We start from the raw sequence: 17,337 nt of genomic DNA on the forward strand, positions 1-17,337 counted from the left end.
AGGTCGACGATGACTGACGTGAACGACACCGCACGGGACTCGGCGGATCCGCTGATCTCGGTCACCGGGCTCTCGGTGAGCTACGACGTCGCGCGGACGGGTAAGAAGCTGATCGCCATCGAGAACGTCGACCTCGACGTGTTCGAAGGCGAGTTCATCACGGTGCTCGGCCCGTCGGGGTGCGGAAAGACGACGTTCATGAACGTCATCGCCGGCCTTGTCGCGCCGAGCACCGGATCGGTCCTCGTCGACGGCAAGGAGGTGCACGGCCCCGGACCCGACCGGGCCGTGGTCTTCCAGGACTACGCACTGCTGCCCTGGCGCACCGTGTTCGACAACGTCAAGTTCGGGCTCGAGATGCAGAAGGGGCTGCGCACCGCCGACTGGCGTGCGAAGGTGCAGGAAGCCATCGACATGGTCGGGCTCAAGGGGTTCGAGTCGTCGTATCCCCGCGAGCTCTCCGGCGGCATGCAGCAGCGCGTCGGCCTCGCCCGCGCGTTCGTCGCGGAGCCGCGCATCCTGCTGATGGACGAGCCGCTCGGCGCCGTCGACGCCCTCACCCGCGAGGTGATGCGCGACGAGATCGAGAAGCTGATCGAGGCGACGGGCAAGACCGTCCTCTTCATCACGCATTCGATCGAGGAGGCCATCCTCCTCGGCGACCGCATCGTCGTCTTCAAGAGCCACCCCGGCGCGATCAAAGAGATCATCACCACCGGCATCCAACGGCCTCGGTCGGAGCGGTCTGTGCAGCACGATCCGCGCTTCCTCGAACTCCGCGACCACCTCTGGGAGGCGCTGGAGGGTGAGGCCACGGCGGCAGCGGTGTCGAAATGACCGCGCTCCTCGCGACCGGGCCCAACCTCGGTCGGGGTGGTGTCGCCGCCTGGCTCGCGGGCCTGAGTGCCCGGGGCAAGGCTGCCGTCATCGCGATCGAGGTCGTCATCCTGCTCGTGCTGTGGCAGCTCGTGGTGGGGGTCTTCGGGTGGATCAGCCCGGTCTTCCTCCCACCGCCCCTCGCCATCGCGCAGGGTTTCGGCGAGATCGTGGCGAACGGCTCGCTCGCCGCCAATGCCGGCATCTCGGTGCAGGCGTGGCTGACGGGCTTCGCGCTCGCGGTGGTCGTCGGCATCCCGGTCGGGCTTCTCATGGGTGCCTCGCTTCCGGTCGACCGGGTGATCGGCCCGATCGCCTGGACGATCTACGCGACGCCGTCGATCGCCTATCAGCCGCTCGCGAAGGCGTGGTTCGGCTTCGGCATCGGTCCGGTGATCTTTCTCGTGACGATCAGCGCGATCTTCCCGATCCTGCTCAACGTCGCCGCCGGCATGCGCACCACGAACCCCTCGATCATCCGCGCCGCCCGCGTCTACGGCGCCGGTCGGATGCGGCTCTACCGCTCGGTGTACCTGCCGTCGACGGTGCCGTTCCTGTTCGCGGGGCTCCGCCAGGCGGTCGTGCTCGCCACGATCGGCATGGTCGTGGCCGAGCTCGCGGGTTCGTCGAGCGGCATGGGCGCGCTCATCATCCGCGCCTCGAACACCTATCAGACCGACCAGGCGTTCGCCGCGATCGCGGTGGTCGTGCTGTGGAGCGTGGGCATGACCCAGGTGGTCACGGCCATCGAGCGCGGGGTCGCGCCGTGGACGAGGAAGGGCAAGCGATGAGTGTCGTCTCGGCAACCGGAACCGTCCGCATCGTGCGGCCGCGGCGCGTGGTGCGCTCGGGCGAGGGCAAGTGGACGCTGCTCCTGATCGGAGTGATCGCCGCGGTGCTGCTCCTGTGGGAGGCGGCCGTCAGCTGGTTCCACTGGATCCCCGAGGCGTTCCTGCCCGCACCGACCGCGGTGGCTGTCGCGTTCGGGCAGCTCATGGTCGACCCGGAGTTCTGGAGCGCCTTCGCGTTCAGCGTCACCAACCTGCTGATCGGGCTCGCGATCGCGATCGTCGTCGGTGTGGTCGTCGGTCTCGCGGTCGGCTGGTCGCCGGTGCTGCGCTTCATGGTCGCGCCGTTCCTGTGGGTGCTGTACTCCACGCCCAAGGTCGCGCTCGCCCCGCTGTTCATCCTCGGGCTCGGCCTCGGCAGCGAGTCGAAGATCGCGCTGGTGATCCTGCTGGCGGTGTTCCCGATCCTGCTGAACACGATGGAGGGTGCGGTCACCGTGAACCCGTCGCTCGTCAACGCGGCCCGGGTCTACGGCGCCAAGGGGATCGGCCTCGGGTGGAAGGTGATCTTCCCGGCCACGCTGCCGTACAGCCTCTCCGGTATCCAGCGCGGCGCGGCCCTCGGGTTCACGGGTGAGGTGCTCGGCGAGTTCCTCGGCGGCACCGGCGGCCTCGGCCACCTGCTCGAGTTCGCGGCGTATCAGTTCCGGATGGACGAGGCCATCGCGATGGTCGTGGTGATGGTGATCATCGCCAACCTCACGCTGCTGCTCATCTCGATCCTCCGGCGCCGGCTCGCGCCCTGGTACGACGAGCGCAAGATCGTCGGCTGACCCCGGCGCACGACTCCCGACTCCCGGCCCCCGTCTCATGCGCGACGGGGGCCGGGTCCTTGTGCCCCCACCTGAGGGGTCAAGACACGCCGCAGGCGCACCCGCGCACGCGGCGTGTTCTGACTCCTCGCGCGTGGGTGCGGGTGGGGTGCGGTGCGTGCGGGTGTGGGGGCACAAAGAGGCCCCACCGCCATGCGCAACGGTGGGGCCTCTTCGTGCGAGTCAGCGACTCACGGGTAGGTCAGTGTGGCCGGTCCCTCGTTGTCGAGGCCGAGGAGCTCCTGCGCCTTGCGGAGGTAGACGAGCTGCTCGTCGTCGAACTCGAGCGGCTCGAGCTTCTGCGTCTCGATGGTGGTGTCCCACGCCTCACCGTCGAAGTACAGGTTCGGGCAGGCGAGATGGCCGTCGAGGATCCAGACGCTGTCCGACTCCCGCAGCTCCGCGACGTCGAAGTCGTTGGCCTCGTAGATGTCCAGCGCCTCCTCCGCATTCTCGGGGAACTCGCCGGGTGCGGGTGCCGTCATGAAGTCGGTGCCCTTGAGTGTGGCGCGCAGGAACCGGACGAGGGTGTTCGGGTTCTCCTGCGCCCACTGGGTGCCGGCGATCTGCACGTCGTTGGCCCAGTTGCGCAGCGACTCCACGACGATGTTCGCGCCGTGGTCCTCGAGGGCGGCGCGGTCATCGGCGTAGAACGGCTGCAGGCTGATCTTGTCGTTGACGAAGAACTCCGTCCACGACTCCGAGCCCGGGCCCGGGTAGACGACCTCGGCGTTGATCGACGAGACGTCCCAGCCCTCCTCCTTCAGCACCTGCGCCCGCTGGAACTCGGCGGGGTCGCCGGGGGTTCCGGCGAGCACGATCGAGGTGCCGTCGAGGTCGTCGACGCTCTTCACGTCGGACTGCACCGCGAAGTCGAAGTTCTGCCGGCAGTAGTGACCGGAGACCAGGTCGATCTCGACGCCGCCGCGGATGGCGTCGATCACGGTGCCGGTGGATTCGACGCCGATGTCGGCGCTGCCGCTGGCGACCGCGGCCGTGACGTTGTCGGCGGTGATGACCTCGACGGTGAGGCCCTCTTCCTCGTAGTAGCCGAGGTCGCTCGCGAGGGTGAACATCGAGTACATCGTGATGTCGGGGAAGGGGATGGCCACCGTGATGTCGGTGTCTTCGGCGGCTCCGGGTTCGCCGTCGCCGAGGTCGACGGGCTCTGCCGGTGTCGGCGTCGGCGAGGCGCAGGCGGCCAGCAGCGTCAGTGCTGCGGCTCCTCCGACCACGGCGATGCCGAGTCTGTTTCGTGTCGTGCGCATGACTCTCCATTCGGGCAAGTGCGTGCGACTCCTCCGTGGAGTGGGGCGCCTCACGCGGATTTTGGGATACGGTATCCAATTTGGAATCCGGTGTCCATGCTTTGCGGGATATCGTGCTCGAACAGGGTCTAGACGGCCGTGATGGAAATTGGATACAGTATCCCAAACAGATTCCCGCGATGAAGAGGTGAAGATGCGTGCCGCCGTGCTGAGCCGTCATGACCTGGACGGGCTGACCCTCCAGGAGACGGCCGAGCCGACGCCCGGGGAGGGCGAAGTGCTCGTGCGTGTCGACACCGTCGGCGTGAATCAGCTCGACCTCAACGTCATCGCCGGCATCGGACCGGGAGCACAGGCGCAGCTGCCCCGCATCCTCGGCATCGACCCTGCCGGCGAGATCGTCGCCGTCGGGGCGGGTGTCGACCGGAGGCGCATCGGCCAGACCGTCGTCGTGAAGCCGAACATCGCCTGCGGAACCTGCGCGCACTGCCTGGCCGGAGACGAGGCGAACTGCCCGGCACAGACCGTCGTCGGCGTGCACCGCGATGGGGGAGCGGCCGAGTTCGTCACCGTTCCCACCCGCAACGCGATCGACCGTCACGGCCTCGACGCCGCACAGGCGACCGCGCTGGTGCACAGCGCCTCGATCGTCATCAACGCGGCCCGCACCGTCGCGCTCGCCGCCGACGACCGCGTGCTGATCACGGGAGCCGGCGGCACGCTCGGACGTGCGGCGGTGGCCATCGCCCTCGCTCGCGGCGCCGACGTGGTCGCCGCTTCACGCCGCGCCATCGCCCCCGTCGGCGATGAGCAGATCATCCAGGCATCGGATGCTGCCGCCCTCGCCTCTGCGCTGAGCGGGGGAGAGGGTTTCGACGTCGTGCTCGACGTGTCCGGCCACGCTCCGACCCTGAGCGCCGGGATCACCGCGCTCCGCTGGGGCGGTCGGGCCGTGTTCTGTGCGGCATCCGTCGACAGCGATCTACGCATCGACGCCCGCGACTTCTACCTGCGCCGCAAGCAGCTGTCGGGTGTCGCCAGTGCGCGCTACGCCGACGTGGCCGAAGCGCTCGCGCTCGCGGGGTCGGGGGCGCTGCCCTCGCTCGTCGGCACCCGCTACGCGCTGGACGACATCGCCACGGCGTATCGCGACTTTCCCCGCAAGGGCGACGGGAAGGTCGTCGTCGATGTGCGCTGACCACCCTCGGTATCGAAGAGGAGACCAGAAGTGACGAGTACTGCATCGCCGGGCGCCGGAGCGCTGGCCGGGATCCGCGTGGTCGAGCTGGGCCAGTACATCTCGGGTCCGTTCGCCGCCAAGCTGCTCGCCGACCTCGGCGCCGACGTCGTCAAGGTCGAGTCGCCCGAGGGCGACCCGATGCGCCGGTGGGAGGGGCGAGCGACGATGAGCCCGCAGTTCGCCGCTTACAACCGCGGCAAGCGCGGCGTCGTCCTCGACCTCAAGAGCACCGAGGGGCTCGCGGCCCTGTTCGGTCTGGTCGACGATGCCGACATCGTGCTCGACAACTTCCGTCCGGGCGTGGCCGAACGGCTCGGCTTCGGTCCTGAGGCGCTGCATGCCCGCAACCCGCGCGTGATCACGTGCTCGATCACCGGCTTCGGGCCTACCGGACCCGCCTCGAAGCGACCCGCCTACGACACCGTGATCTCGGCCACCGGCGGCATGTACAGCCAGGTGGTTCCCGCGTCCACGATCCGTCCGCTCGGGCCGGCCTTCTCCGATCTGCTGTCCGGCATGTCGGCGGTGCAGGCGGTGCTCGCCGCCCTCCACGCCCGTGACGTCAGCGGGGTGGGGGAGCACGTCGAGGTCACCATGGTCGGTGCGCTGCTCGACTTCCTCACCGAATCCGCCTCGGCGTTCCTCGAGACCGGCCAGGTCTCGTCTCCCGACTCGCGTCCCCGCCGCGCCCAGGCCTACGCCTGCCGGGGGTCGGACGACAAGGCGTTCGTCATCCACATGTCGGTGCCGGAGAAGTTCTGGACCGGTCTGCTCGTCGTGCTGGAGCGGCCCGACCTCGCCGACGACCCGCGCTTCTCGACGCGCGAGGGGCGCGTGCGCAACTACGACGAGCTCGACGGGGTGCTCAAGGAGATCGCCGCCACCCGACCCCGCCAGTACTGGCTCGACCGGCTCGTCGCGCACGACATCCCGCACGGCCCGCTGAACACGATGGGCGACCTGTTCGACGATCCGCAGATCGCGAGTATGGGGCTGGTGGAAGAGATCGAGGGGCCGGATGGTGCGCTGCGCGTGCCTGTCCCCAGCATCCGATTCCAGCGATCCGGGCGTCCCGAGCTGCGCTACGCCCCGGGGCTCGGCGCCGACACCGAGGCGATCACCGGACTGCGCCCCGCATCCGGATCCGCAGACACCGAACCCGTACCAGCGAAGGAAGGGGCTGCCTGATGCCCGGCATCGACGACCTCGTCGCGATCGACGTCCACACCCACCCGCAGACAGAGGAGTTCATCGCGGCGATGGGCCAGCGGCACTCGCAGATGTCGGCGCACTTCGGGCGGGAACGCCCGGTCGTGTCGTTCGCCGAGCAGGCGGATCAGTACCGCGACCGCAAGATGATGGCCGTGATCGTGAACTCCGACTCCGAGACCACGAGTGGCATCAAGGGTGCGCCCAACGACCTGCTCGGCAAGGCGCAGCAGGACCATCCCGACGTGTTCCTCGCCTTCGCCGGCATCGACCCGTGGAAGGGCGAGGCCGCGGTCGCCGAGATCCGTCGGATGCACGACGAGTACGGCATCAAGGGCGTCGGTGAGCTCAACCCGTCGCGGCAGAAGTTCCTCGCGAACGACCGGCGCTTCTTCCCGATCTGGGAGACCTGCGCCGAGCTCGGACTCGTGGTCATGTTCCACTCCGGATTCCCCGGCGCCGGTGCGGGCACCCCTGGCGGTGGCGGCTACCGTCTCGAGAACGCCCGCCCCGTGCCCTACATCGACGACGTGGCGGCTGAGTTCCCTGAGTTGAACATCATCAGCGCGCACCCGGCCTGGCCGTGGCACCTCGAGAACCTGGCGATGGTGTGGCACAAGTCGAACGTCTACCTCGACCTCTCCGGCTGGGCGCCGAAGTACCTGCCGCCCGAGGTGGTCCGCTACGCCGACTCGCTGATCTCCGACCGGGTGCTGTTCGGATCGGACTGGCCCGTGATGACCGCCGACCGCTGGATGGCCGAGTTCGACGAGCTCGGCCTCAAGGAGGAGTCGCGCCGGAAGATCCTGCTCGACAACGCACGCAAGCTGTTCCGGCTGTGAGCGGCAAGGAAGGAGCCGATCGTGGCTGAACTGGTGATGGCCGCGGCGACCCCGCACAATCCGCTGCTGTGGCGGGCGATGCGCGAGCCGATGCCCGACGATCTCGTCCAGGTCGAGGCGAACTTCCGTCGCATCCGCGAGGCGATCACGGATGCCGACGTCGACACGCTCATCGTGCTCGGCACCGACCACGTGCGGCAGTTCTTCTCGGACAACTCGCCCGCGTTCATCGTCGGCAAGGCGGCGTCGTACCACGGCACCTACGAGAACGAGGTGCGCACCTTCGGCATGGAGTACGCCGAGCTGACCGGCAACCCGGAGCTGGCGACGCAGATCACCGGCCGCGAAGTGCTGCCCGAGACGATCGACTTCTCGGTCTCGCACGAGTGGCGCCTCGACCACAGTTTCGTGTTGCCGCTGCAGTATGTGCGCCCCGAGCTCGACCTGCCGATCGTGCCGATCCACGCGAACTCGATCCTGCCGCCGCTGCCGACCGCCGCACGCTTCGCCGCTCTCGGGCAGCACCTGCGCACCGCGGTCGAGTCGTGGGAGAGCGACGCCAGGGTGGGGCTGCTCACCTCTGGCCACATGGCCACCGACGTCGGCGGACCCCGCACGTTCAACGGCTCACCCGACCCGGAGTTCGACGCCGAGGCGGTGGAGTGGATGCGCGACGGTGACCTCGACGGCGCGATCGCCGGATGCCGCTACGACCGCATCATGGCCGCCGGCAACGTCACCTACCAGTACGTGAACATCGTTGCCGCACTCGCCGCGATGCAGGGCCGCCCGGCCGACCTGGCGGAGGCCACGACCTCACGCTTCGCCTCCAGTCCGTTCTTCCTGTGGAGGGCCGCATCGTGAGCCGGTACATGATGAACAAGTTCATCCGCGCGGTCGAGATGAGCACCGCGAACGTGAACGCCTACGTCGCCGACACCGAGGGCTTCGTCGACGGGTGGCTCGCCGGGGGAGCGGGACCCGACGCGGTCGCCGACGACCGGGTGCTGACCCCCGAGGAGCGCGAGGCGTTCGTGAACCGCGACTACGGGATGCTCTACGGTCTTGGCGCGCATCCGTATCTGCTCTGGCACTTCACCGAGGCGGTCTACGAGCACGAGTACACCGAGGGCTTCGGGTGGCGCGAGCTCGTCGAGCGCTACCGTGCCGCGATCATCCCGCACGGCGAGGTCGACGACATCCCCTGATCCGTTCCGCATCCCCGTCGGAGATTCGCAGTTCCCTCGGCCACTTTCCTGCAGAGAGGCCGAGGGAACTGCTGTTCTCCGAGCGAACTGCAGCGGGCAGGGCGCGACGGATGCCCCGTGGTGGGGTCCACGGGGCATCCGCCCTTGTCGCGCCGGCGTCGAGCGACGAGCGGGGGACCCGTCGGCATGGGGATGGACGCCGTGCGCACCGGCGATGCGGGGTCTCCTCCCCCGAGGACGACCGCACCGCCGGCGTCTTCGCTACGCCGTCAAACGACGACGGCGCAGGAGTCCGGCCCCTCCGAGGAGGAGCAGGGCTGCGGCGAGGGCGATCAGTCCTTCGGTCGGAGCGCCGCCGGTCATGGCGAGCCCTTCCGCCTGGCCAGTGGTCACCGCGCCAGAGGCTGTCGCGGCACCGGCCGAAGTGCCCGGGTCCGTTCCGGGGTCGGTGCCAGGGTCAGTGCCCGGGTCCGTTCCGGGGTCGGTGCCAGGGTCAGTGCCCGGGTCCGTTCCGGGGTCCGTCCCCGGGTCAGTTCCCGGATCGGTTCCGGGACCGGGGTCGGTCACCGTCGCCTCGCCGACCACCGAGATGGCGTTCCCGCCGATCGTGATCGGCAGCGTCACCGGCAGCCCCAGCTGGGTGCCGCCGAGGATGCCGTCGGTTCCGGTGGTGGTGTTGCCTCCGGTGGTGGGTGCGGTGGGTGCGGCGGTGGTTCCGCCGGTGCCGGTGACGGTGGCGTCGTCGAGTGCGGAGATCGCGTTGCCGGTCACGGCCACGGGGGCGGTGACGGGTGCGGTGATCTGGGTTCCGCCGAGGATGCCGTCGGTTCCGGTCGTGGTGTTGCCGCCGGTGGCGGGTGCGGTGGGTGCCGGGGTGCCGGCCGTGCCGGATCCGGTTGCCGCGCTGTCGCCGAGCAGCGAGATCGCGTTGCCCGACACCGTCACCGGTGCTGTCACGGGTGCGATCGCCTGCGTGCCGCCGAGGGTGGCGTCATCGCCGGAGGTTTCCCCCGTCGCGGCGGGAGCGGAAGAGCCCCCGGTGCCGGCCGTGCCGGATCCGGCCGAGCTCGTGTCGCCGAGCAGCGAGATCGCGTTGCCCGACACCGTAACCGGTGCCGTCACGGGTGCGACCACCTGGGTGCCGCTGCCGGTCCCGTCGTCACCGGACGTCGTGCCCGATACCGCCGGAGCAGAGGATGCCGGTGCTGCGGCTCCCTCGCCACTCGGTGCGGCGCTCTCGGAGTCACCGAGCAGCGACACGGCGTTGTCCGTGACGGTGATCGGCGCATTGACCGCGAGTAGCGCCTGGGTGCCGGAGAGCACGCCGTCCACGCCGTTCGTGGTCACGAGAGGTGCCCCGGCAGGGGTCTCGGCCTGGGGAGCCGAGTTCTGGGGAGTTGCGGCCGGGGCGCTGGTCGATGAGCTGTCGTCGAGCACGCTCACGGCGTTGCCCGACACGGTGACGGGCAGGTTCACGGTCACCACTGCCTGGGTGCCGGATGCCGTGCCCGAGGACCCACTGGTCACCGGCGCCGGCGCCGGAGCCGGCGCGGCAGCGGGTGCGGGTGCCGGTGCGGGTGCAGGTGCCGGTGCCGCTGCCGGGGCCGGTGCAGGCGCCGCGACGACGTCGCCGAGCACGGAGATCGCATTGCCGACCGCCGAGATCGGTGCCGAGATCGCTGTCTCCGCCTGCGTGCCGGAGAGCAGTCCGTCGTCTCCGGATGTCTCGGCCGCGTTGGCGGCCGTCGCACCGAGGAGCGTGATGCCCCCGGCGATGAGCGTGCCCCACAGGGCTCGCTTGAGGTAAGTGCGCATGATCGTTTCTCCTGACTGGATGGATCGTCTGATGGGTGCGCGCGATCAGAGTGCGCGCGCAGCACGGCATCTGTCGTCCCCGGGGGAACGACGTGACGGTCCGTCAGTCAGGTGAGACGTCGGTGTCGGCGACCGGCGACGAAGGAAGCACGTCGTCGGATGCGCCGGATGTCCGCTCGCCAGCACGGAGCGGAGCAGGGTCCACGTCGCTGAGGCGCGCGTGGGCAGGACTGGAACCTCCGCCGGGGCCGGCGGAGGAAGATGCGGGAACGGGGGTTCCAGGCGGACTCCCGGACGGAGTGCCCGTGAGTGCCGTCGCGGTGTCTTCCCTTGCCGGGGCGGACTCATGCGAGACGAGGTCCGCGGCCGAGAACGACGCGCCGGATGCGCGCGCGGATGCGGCGCCCGAAGCACCGAGGATGGGCGAGGACGTCACCTGCGCCACGGAAGCAGCGACGGTCGACGGAGGCACCGGGGGATCGACGGCACCGGTCCCCGGAGTCGGATCGGGGGTCGTCGGATCGAGCGCCTCGAGCACCGGCGGCACGGTCCCGTTCGTCACCTCTCCGAGGAGAGCCGTTGTGTCATCGACCACTCCGACCACATCGGTCACCGCGGTGACCAGGCCGAGATCGGTGACGAGTTCGCCGACGACGGGGACGCCCGCGACGGTGTCGAGGATCGGGTCGGTGATCTGCGCGACCGGCGAAACCGTCAGAACCTCGGTGACCGGGGCGACGACCGCGTCGACCGTCTCGGTGACGGCGTGCACGACCGGCGCGGTCACAGGGCCAACGACGGGGGTCTTCGCGACGGTGTTCGTCACGGTCTCGACGACGGCGGGAACGGCCTTCTGCACGGGAGCGACGACCTTCGTGACGACGGGTGCGACGACCTTCGTGACGACGGGGGTCACGGGTGCGGTGACGGCCGACACGGTTTCACTGACGATCGAGGTCAGCCCGTCGAGCGGGCCGTCCTGCTGCTCGTCCGCGTGCGCGGATCCTCCCCCGAAGAAGAGGGTGAGCGTCGCCCAGGCGATCGCTCCGACGCCACCCCAGAGGACAACGGCAGGAACGCCGCGTCGGGTGGCCGGAACGTCCACGTCGACCTCCCCCTCCGAAGGCAACGTACCTCGACGCAGGTGCATCGATTGCGGGTGACGATACTCGCGAGCAGACCGTCTGTCTAGGGGGTTCTGCGCGCGTTTCCGGGGATGTCGGGTTGTGACGCGCCCGGTGAAATCTCGGCTTGACTTTCCCCAGGTTCTACACATCCCCCTCCCGAGAGGGGCAACCTTCAATGCGCGATTTAAACTGATTCTCATCCACAGGCTGGGGAAACAGCTAAACCCTGGTCAGAAGCAAGAAAAAAGTTTGAAGTCACACCCATCCACGGGGTTATCCACACCCGTTGTGCACAGACACTCCGGCTTTGTCCGCACGCTTTCCACATGGTTATCCACAGGCCGTGTTGCGTGTGGAAACAGTCGCTCGTAGCGTGGGCGAGCGACCGAATGTCGGAGGCACCTGTTTCGCTGTGCGGAGCGGCACTTTTGGCCGAGAGCCACGCGGGCCCGCCGTCGGAACGCCTCATCAGAACATCGCATCGGAAACGTCGCATCGAAGGGAAGACTGTGTCGATCGCCGACATCTCAGAGGAGCGGATGGGCGCGAAGCGCGCGCCGGAGCGTACGCCTCCTCACGACCTTCTCGCCGAGCAGAGCGCGCTGGGCGGAATGCTCCTCTCGAAGGATGCCGTCGCCGACGTGATCGAGACGCTCAAGGGCGCCGACTTCTACATCCCGAAGCACGAGCTCATCTTCGAGGCGATCCTCTCGCTGTACTCGCACGGCGAGCCGACCGACGTCGTCGCCGTCACCGACGAGCTCATCAAGACCGGCGAACTCGGTCGCGCCGGTGGCGCCGACTACCTGCACACCCTCACCTCGATCGTCCCGACCGCGGCCAACGCCGGCTACTACGCGGGCATCGTCTCGGAGCGCGCCATCCTCCGACGCCTCGTCGACGCCGGCACGCGCATCGTGCAGCTCGGCTACGCGGGCGAGGGCGACGCGACCGACATCGTCAACAACGCGCAGGCCGAGATCTACTCGATCACCGGATCCGAGACCGCCGAAGACTACGTCCCGCTGCAGATCGCCGTCGACGCCGCTCTCGAAGAGATCGAGGCCGCCAGCGGCCGCGACGGTTCGATGACGGGTGTCCCCACCGGCTTCCGGGAGCTCGACGAACTCACCAACGGCCTCCACGGTGGGCAGATGATCGTCGTCGCCGCGCGTCCCGCCATGGGTAAGTCCACGCTCGCGCTCGACTTCGCGCGCTCGGCGTCCATCGGCCACAACATCCCCTCGGTCTTCTTCTCGCTCGAGATGGGCAAGAGCGAGATCGCGATGCGTCTGCTCAGCGCCGAGGGCCAGATCCCGCTGCAGAACATGCGCAAGGGAAACCTCGACCCGCGCGACTGGACGACCGTCGCCGCGACCCGAGGCCGCATCAACGACGCCCCGCTCTACATCGACGACAGCCCCAACATGACGCTCGTCGAGATCCGCGCGAAGTGCCGTCGACTCAAGCAGCGCGAGGGCCTGCGTATGGTCATCATCGACTACCTGCAGCTGATGACCTCGGGCAAGCGCGTCGAGTCGCGTCAGCAGGAGGTCTCGGAGTTCTCGCGAAGCCTCAAGCTCATCGCCAAGGAGCTGCAGGTTCCCGTCATCGCCCTGTCGCAACTGAACCGTGGTCCCGAGCAGCGCACCGACAAGAAGCCCGCGATCAGCGACCTGCGTGAGTCCGGCTCGATCGAGCAGGACGCCGACATGGTCATCCTGCTGCACCGCGACTCGGTGTACGACAAGGACGTGCGTCCCGGCGAGGCCGACCTGATCGTCGCCAAGCACCGTAACGGCCCGACCGCCACGATCACCGTCGCGTTCCAGGGCCACTACTCCCGCTTCATGGACATGGCCCCGGGCGGCGACTTCAACTGACGCCAACGGTGTCAGCCGGGCACTACCGCCCGCCGACCAGCTGATTGCCGGATCGCGCGACCAGCGGACCGAGAACGGTGGCGGCGTCGAGCTCGGCCACACCGTCGATGCGGAACACCGTACGCTCGCCGGGAAGCAGGGTCACCAGGCCGCGGTCGACCCGGGCGTCGGGAGACAGCCGGTCGACGAGCAGGGTGAGGTCCCGCACCAGTGCGCCCGCCGTCACGGTCACCAGGTGCCCGCCGCCGTCGGTGCGCTCCACCTCGGCGGTGAGGCGCGGCTCGGCGAGGGCGCTGTCGCGGGGTTCGGCGAACCACCAGAGGCCGCGCGCTCCGGACACATCCGCGACGATCAGCTCGGCGGAGGCGTCGCCGGGCGCGGCGACGGCATCCGGAATCGCAACGCGCGTCGACTCCCGCGGAGCGATCGACACCGCCACCTCGACCGAGGCATGCACCGTGCCGTCGAAGCCGATCCGTCGCAGGGAGAGGCTGTCCGACCAGGAGTCATCGGTGTCGTTGTGCAGCACGGCTTCGAGGCCGTCGCCCGAGGGCTGCACCGTCACCACGCGGGGTTCGAAGGCGTTCTTGATGGCGAACAGCAGCGGCTTCTCTCGTCCGTCGCCGTCGATCGCCGCCCAGGAAGTCACCGGCCAGCAGTCGTTGAGCTGCCACACGATCGCGCCGGCGTTGTGCGGGGCCAGTGAGCGGAACCAGTCGAGCGCGAAACCCACCGCATTCGCCTGATTGAGCTGCATGGCCCAGTGCCAGGTCTCGATGTCGTCGGGGATCGGGTAGTGCGCGACCAGACCGGAGCCCAGCTTCGCGTTCCCATCGGCGGCCTTCTGGTGCACGATCATGCCGGGGGAGTCGGGCGTGATCGGATCGTCCGAGATGGATCGCGTCAGTGTCGACCACGCGGGCGGCCCCTGCCACCCGAACTCGGCGACGAAACGAGGGCGATGGTTGCGGTACGTCGGCCAGTCCCGCCGGTTCCACTGCTCCCACAGGTGCATGGTGCCGTGCGCCTCGTCGTTCGGATGCGGGCCGGTCTGCTGACGCCCGTCCCACCCCGCGCCCGGGCTGAAGGGGCTTCCGGGCGCGTAGGGAACGTGCGGGGCGAGCTCGTCGATGATCGCCGGGAACAGCTCGTAGTAGTAGTGGGCACCCCAGGTCTTGCCGTCGAGCAGCGTCTTCCAGCCCCAGTCCTCGTATCCCCAGTTGTTCTCGTTGTTGCCCGTGAGCAGAGCGAGTGAGGCGCGGTGCGCGAGGCGCGCGACGTTCTCCCGCGCTTCCGCCTCGATCTCGGCGCGCAGGGGATCCTCCTCCGCGTACGCGGCGCAGGCGAACAGGAAGTCCTGCCAGACCAGCAGGCCGAGCTCGTCGGCGAGATCGTAGAAGTCCTCGGACTCGTAGATTCCGCCGCCCCAGACGCGGACCAGGTTGAGGTTCGCGTCCTTCGCCTGCTCGAGCCGGGTGCGATACCGGTTGCGGTCGACCCGGCTCGGGAACGCGTCGTCGGGAATCCAGTTGACGCCCTTCACGTAGATCGGTCGGTCGTTCACGAACAGGGTGAACGGTGTGCCGGATGCATCCGCGGTGGTGTCCCAGCGCAGGTCGCGGAACCCGACGCGTCTGGTCGCGGAGTCCAGCGCCGTGCCATCGGCCAGGAGGGCGATCTCGACGTCGTACAGCGGCTGGGCGCCATGGCCGGCAGGCCACCAGCGCTCCGCATCGCTCACCCGGACCTCGATCTCACCCGACGTCTCCGAGGCGGCGATCGGAACCGTCTGCACGGTCCCGGCGACCTCGACCATCAGGTCGAGCGGGAGCGCCGAGGCGCGCTCGATCTCGACGGCGACGCGCACCGTGCCCTCCGTGCCGTCCGGTGTCGCGTGGACGCGGACGTCGCTCAGGCGGGCGTCGGACCAGGACTCCAGACGCACCTCGCGCCAGATGCCGCTCGAGTAGGTGGCGATGCCCCAGTCCCAGCCGAAGCTGCACGCCGACTTGCGCAGGGCGTTGAACGGCGAGGGGTAGGGGCGTGGGCGTGCACCGAGCGCCACGCTCTGCGCGTCGGCGTACCGGACCGGACTGCGGAAGGCGACGGTGACCGTGTTGTCGCCCGTGCGGAGCAGCGCGGTCACATCCAGGCGATAGGAGCGATGCTGGTTGGCGACCTCGGCGATCACCTGCCCGTTCACGGTGACGGTCGCCACGGTGTCGAGCCCGTCGAACACGAGCTCGTGACGGGACGTGGCCTGCTCATCCGGCTCGAGCGCGAAGCTGCCCTCGTAGGTCCAGTCCACGAGACCGATCCACGCGAGGGCGGATTCATTGTCGTCGAGGTACGGGTCGGGGATGAGGCCCGCCCGCAGCAGGTCGAGATGCACCACACCGGGGACGATGGCGGGGATCCACGCATCGGCCACCTGTGCGGGGCCGCCGTTCGGGCGGAGGCGCCAGCCCTCGGCGAGCGGACGGCGGATGAGGGGAAGGGTGGACGCGACGCTCACGGGACGGCTCCTGCTTCGACGCTTCTGCAGTTCCCACTCTGGAAGGAGCATGAAGGCGACGGGGGTGGGGGATGATGACGGCATCCAGCTTCGCAGCTTCGTCGACCGGGAGACGGATTTGCGGGACGAGTCGGGCGAAGACGCGCGAGTCCACCCGATCCCGGCCGGCGCCATCTCTCCGAGAGGACTACCCGGCGGATCCTGGTGCCGGCTTTTCTCCGCGGCTGCCCGCGGAGACCGGCGCGAACCGATCGGTCCCCGCTGTGCCCGCGCGGAGACGGATGCGGATCACCGGGAGCGGGCCCATCGGCCGATCCTGCGGGATCGAGATGACCAGGTTCCCCCAGGGGTCGTCGTCCCGGGCGTGCGCGGGATCGACGATGGCTCGGAAGTCGAGGTCTTCCCCCGTCGTCAGGAGTTCCACGCCGAGCACGGACTGAGGTCGAATGCCGCGCACGGTGGCGGTCTCGTCCGGCCAGGCGACGAGGTGCAGGTACAGGGCGTTCTCGTTTATCGTCGTCGGACCGTAGAACTGCCACGGTTCCAGCCCCGGTCGAGCGCCGATCACGCTCTCGCGATGGGTGCGCATCCAACCGGCGATCTCGTGGAGCGACTTCTCCTCTTCGGGCGGCAGAGCGCCGGTGCTGCTCGGCCCCACGTTCAACAGGAGCGAGCCGCCGTTCGCGACACAGTCGACGAGCGTCCGGATCAGGTGCGCGGTGGTCTTGTAGTCGTGGTCGCTCGGATCCCATCCCCACGTGTCGTTCATGGTGATGCACGCCTCCCAGGCGTCGCTGAGAAGCTCCGCAGGGATCGACTGCTCCGGCGTCACGTAGTCGCCGATGCCGGGGAGGCGGTCGTTGAGGACGATGTCCGGCTGATGGGACCGGATGTGTCTTTCCAGTTCCGCGCTGTCCCATTCCCCCTCGGTGCGCTCCCACCCGCCGTCGAACCAGAGCAGATCGATCGGCCCGTAGTTCGTGAGCAGCTCGCTGAGTTCGGCCTTCATCCCTTCGCGGAATCTCGTCCACTGTTCGGGCGTCGCGCGCGGGTACTCCTCGAACGCGTACGGTGCGAACTCGGCGCGCCATGCCGGGTAGTCGGGATCCGACCAGTCGGACACCGAGTAGTAGAAGCCGATGCGCAGTCCTGCCTCCCGGAAGGCATCCACGTAGTCGCGGACGAGATCGCCTCCGCGAGCTCCATAGGGAGACGTGGAGATGTTCAGCGGCGTCGCCTCGCTCGGCCAGGACGCCCAGCCCGAGTGATGCTTCGTGGTGAAGACGGCGTACTGCATCCCCGCATCCCTCGCTGCCTGTGCGATGGCGTGAGGATCCCACTCTCGAGGGTCGAATTCGTCGGCGTGCCGGAAGTAGTCGACCGCTCTTCGTGCGTGCACGCCCGTGCCGTCATCGCTGGTGAGCCCGACCATCGGCCAGGACAGATCGACTCCGAGCCGGCTCGCCTGGTCGAAGTGGATGAACAGTCCGAACGAGGCGGAACGGAACCAGTCGAGGCGGGAGTGGCGGGGGGAACCCACGGCGGCAGATGCCGGAATGGGAGGCGTGGCGATGGGCATCTGCTTCTCTTCGTCCAGGGCGTGATCAGGGTCGGATCGCCCGCAGATGCGAGCACTTGACAAGGCGACGCGCATCAATTTACGCTCGCCAGCAACGTTAGGCAACCGGTTACCT

General features: G+C 68.9%; 14 protein-coding genes. 9 read left to right on the top strand and 5 right to left on the bottom strand.

The annotated features are described in order from the left end of the window. The first annotated feature begins 9 nt into the window (after positions 1–9). From J7E45_RS10740 to J7E45_RS10750, 3 genes are read left to right on the top strand one after another with little or no spacing between them, the layout of a single operon-like run. Positions 10–837, top strand: a complete 828-nt coding sequence (locus J7E45_RS10740; protein ID WP_215069074.1) for an ABC transporter ATP-binding protein — start codon at positions 10–12, stop codon at positions 835–837. After that, the gene (locus tag J7E45_RS10745; RefSeq protein WP_105712151.1) at positions 834–1,667 is read left to right on the top strand and encodes an ABC transporter permease; all 834 of its coding nucleotides are present in this window, start codon (positions 834–836) and stop codon (positions 1,665–1,667) included. The genes J7E45_RS10740 and J7E45_RS10745 overlap by 4 nt, the downstream gene beginning before the upstream one ends. Beyond that, positions 1,664–2,497 (top strand): ABC transporter permease, encoded by an 834-nt coding sequence (locus tag J7E45_RS10750; protein WP_215069075.1) that lies wholly within the window; start codon positions 1,664–1,666, stop codon positions 2,495–2,497. Before J7E45_RS10745 ends, J7E45_RS10750 begins: the two co-directional genes overlap by 4 nt. A gap of 230 nt (positions 2,498–2,727) precedes the next feature. Here the strand turns inward: J7E45_RS10750 and J7E45_RS10755 are convergent, their stop codons facing one another. Beyond that, the gene (locus J7E45_RS10755) at positions 2,728–3,804 is read right to left on the bottom strand and encodes an ABC transporter substrate-binding protein (protein WP_215069076.1); all 1,077 of its coding nucleotides are present in this window, start codon (positions 3,802–3,804) and stop codon (positions 2,728–2,730) included. Positions 3,805–3,997: 193 nt separating this feature from the next. Here J7E45_RS10755 and J7E45_RS10760 point away from each other — a divergent pair, with 193 nt between their 5' ends. The 5 genes from J7E45_RS10760 to J7E45_RS10780 are packed head-to-tail and all read left to right on the top strand — an operon-like array spanning position 3,998 to position 8,303. Further along, positions 3,998–5,002: an alcohol dehydrogenase catalytic domain-containing protein gene (locus J7E45_RS10760; protein WP_215069077.1), complete on the top strand. Its 1,005-nt coding sequence runs from the start codon at positions 3,998–4,000 to the stop codon at positions 5,000–5,002. Between the two features lie 30 nt (positions 5,003–5,032). Then, on the top strand, positions 5,033–6,232 hold the full coding sequence (locus J7E45_RS10765) for a CaiB/BaiF CoA-transferase family protein (RefSeq protein WP_215069078.1): 1,200 nt from the start codon (positions 5,033–5,035) through the stop codon (positions 6,230–6,232). Next, positions 6,232–7,095, top strand: coding sequence for an amidohydrolase family protein (locus J7E45_RS10770; RefSeq protein ID WP_215069079.1), 864 nt, complete (start codon positions 6,232–6,234; stop codon positions 7,093–7,095). The genes J7E45_RS10765 and J7E45_RS10770 overlap by 1 nt, the downstream gene beginning before the upstream one ends. A gap of 21 nt (positions 7,096–7,116) precedes the next feature. Continuing rightward, positions 7,117–7,959 (top strand): hypothetical protein, encoded by an 843-nt coding sequence (locus J7E45_RS10775; RefSeq protein ID WP_215069081.1) that lies wholly within the window; start codon positions 7,117–7,119, stop codon positions 7,957–7,959. Further along, positions 7,956–8,303: a hypothetical protein gene (locus J7E45_RS10780; protein WP_215069084.1), complete on the top strand. Its 348-nt coding sequence runs from the start codon at positions 7,956–7,958 to the stop codon at positions 8,301–8,303. The genes J7E45_RS10775 and J7E45_RS10780 overlap by 4 nt, the downstream gene beginning before the upstream one ends. A 261-nt stretch (positions 8,304–8,564) precedes the next feature. Here the strand turns inward: J7E45_RS10780 and J7E45_RS10785 are convergent, their stop codons facing one another. Together J7E45_RS10785 and J7E45_RS10790 are read right to left on the bottom strand one after the other, a co-directional pair. Next, positions 8,565–10,118: a hypothetical protein gene (locus J7E45_RS10785; RefSeq protein WP_215069086.1), complete on the bottom strand. Its 1,554-nt coding sequence runs from the start codon at positions 10,116–10,118 to the stop codon at positions 8,565–8,567. A gap of 103 nt (positions 10,119–10,221) precedes the next feature. Beyond that, positions 10,222–11,223, bottom strand: coding sequence for a hypothetical protein (locus J7E45_RS10790; RefSeq protein ID WP_308162103.1), 1,002 nt, complete (start codon positions 11,221–11,223; stop codon positions 10,222–10,224). Positions 11,224–11,754: 531 nt separating this feature from the next. Here J7E45_RS10790 and dnaB point away from each other — a divergent pair. Beyond that, positions 11,755–13,128 carry a replicative DNA helicase gene (gene dnaB, locus J7E45_RS10795; RefSeq protein ID WP_029264272.1) on the top strand — a complete coding sequence of 458 codons (1,374 nt, stop codon included), beginning with the start codon at positions 11,755–11,757 and terminating at the stop codon, positions 13,126–13,128. A gap of 22 nt (positions 13,129–13,150) precedes the next feature. Here dnaB and J7E45_RS10800 read toward each other — a convergent pair whose 3' ends face one another. Together J7E45_RS10800 and J7E45_RS10805 are read right to left on the bottom strand one after the other, a co-directional pair. Then, entirely contained in the window at positions 13,151–15,694 is a 2,544-nt protein-coding gene (locus tag J7E45_RS10800) for a sugar-binding domain-containing protein (protein WP_215069090.1), read from the bottom strand. Positions 15,695–15,830: 136 nt separating this feature from the next. Beyond that, on the bottom strand, positions 15,831–17,222 hold the full coding sequence (locus J7E45_RS10805; protein WP_215069092.1) for an alpha-L-fucosidase: 1,392 nt from the start codon (positions 17,220–17,222) through the stop codon (positions 15,831–15,833). Positions 17,223–17,337: the final 115 nt, after the last annotated feature.

Source organism: Microbacterium sp. ISL-59, from assembly GCF_018613945.1.
In the GTDB taxonomy this organism is placed as follows: domain Bacteria; phylum Actinomycetota; class Actinomycetes; order Actinomycetales; family Microbacteriaceae; genus Microbacterium; species Microbacterium oxydans_B.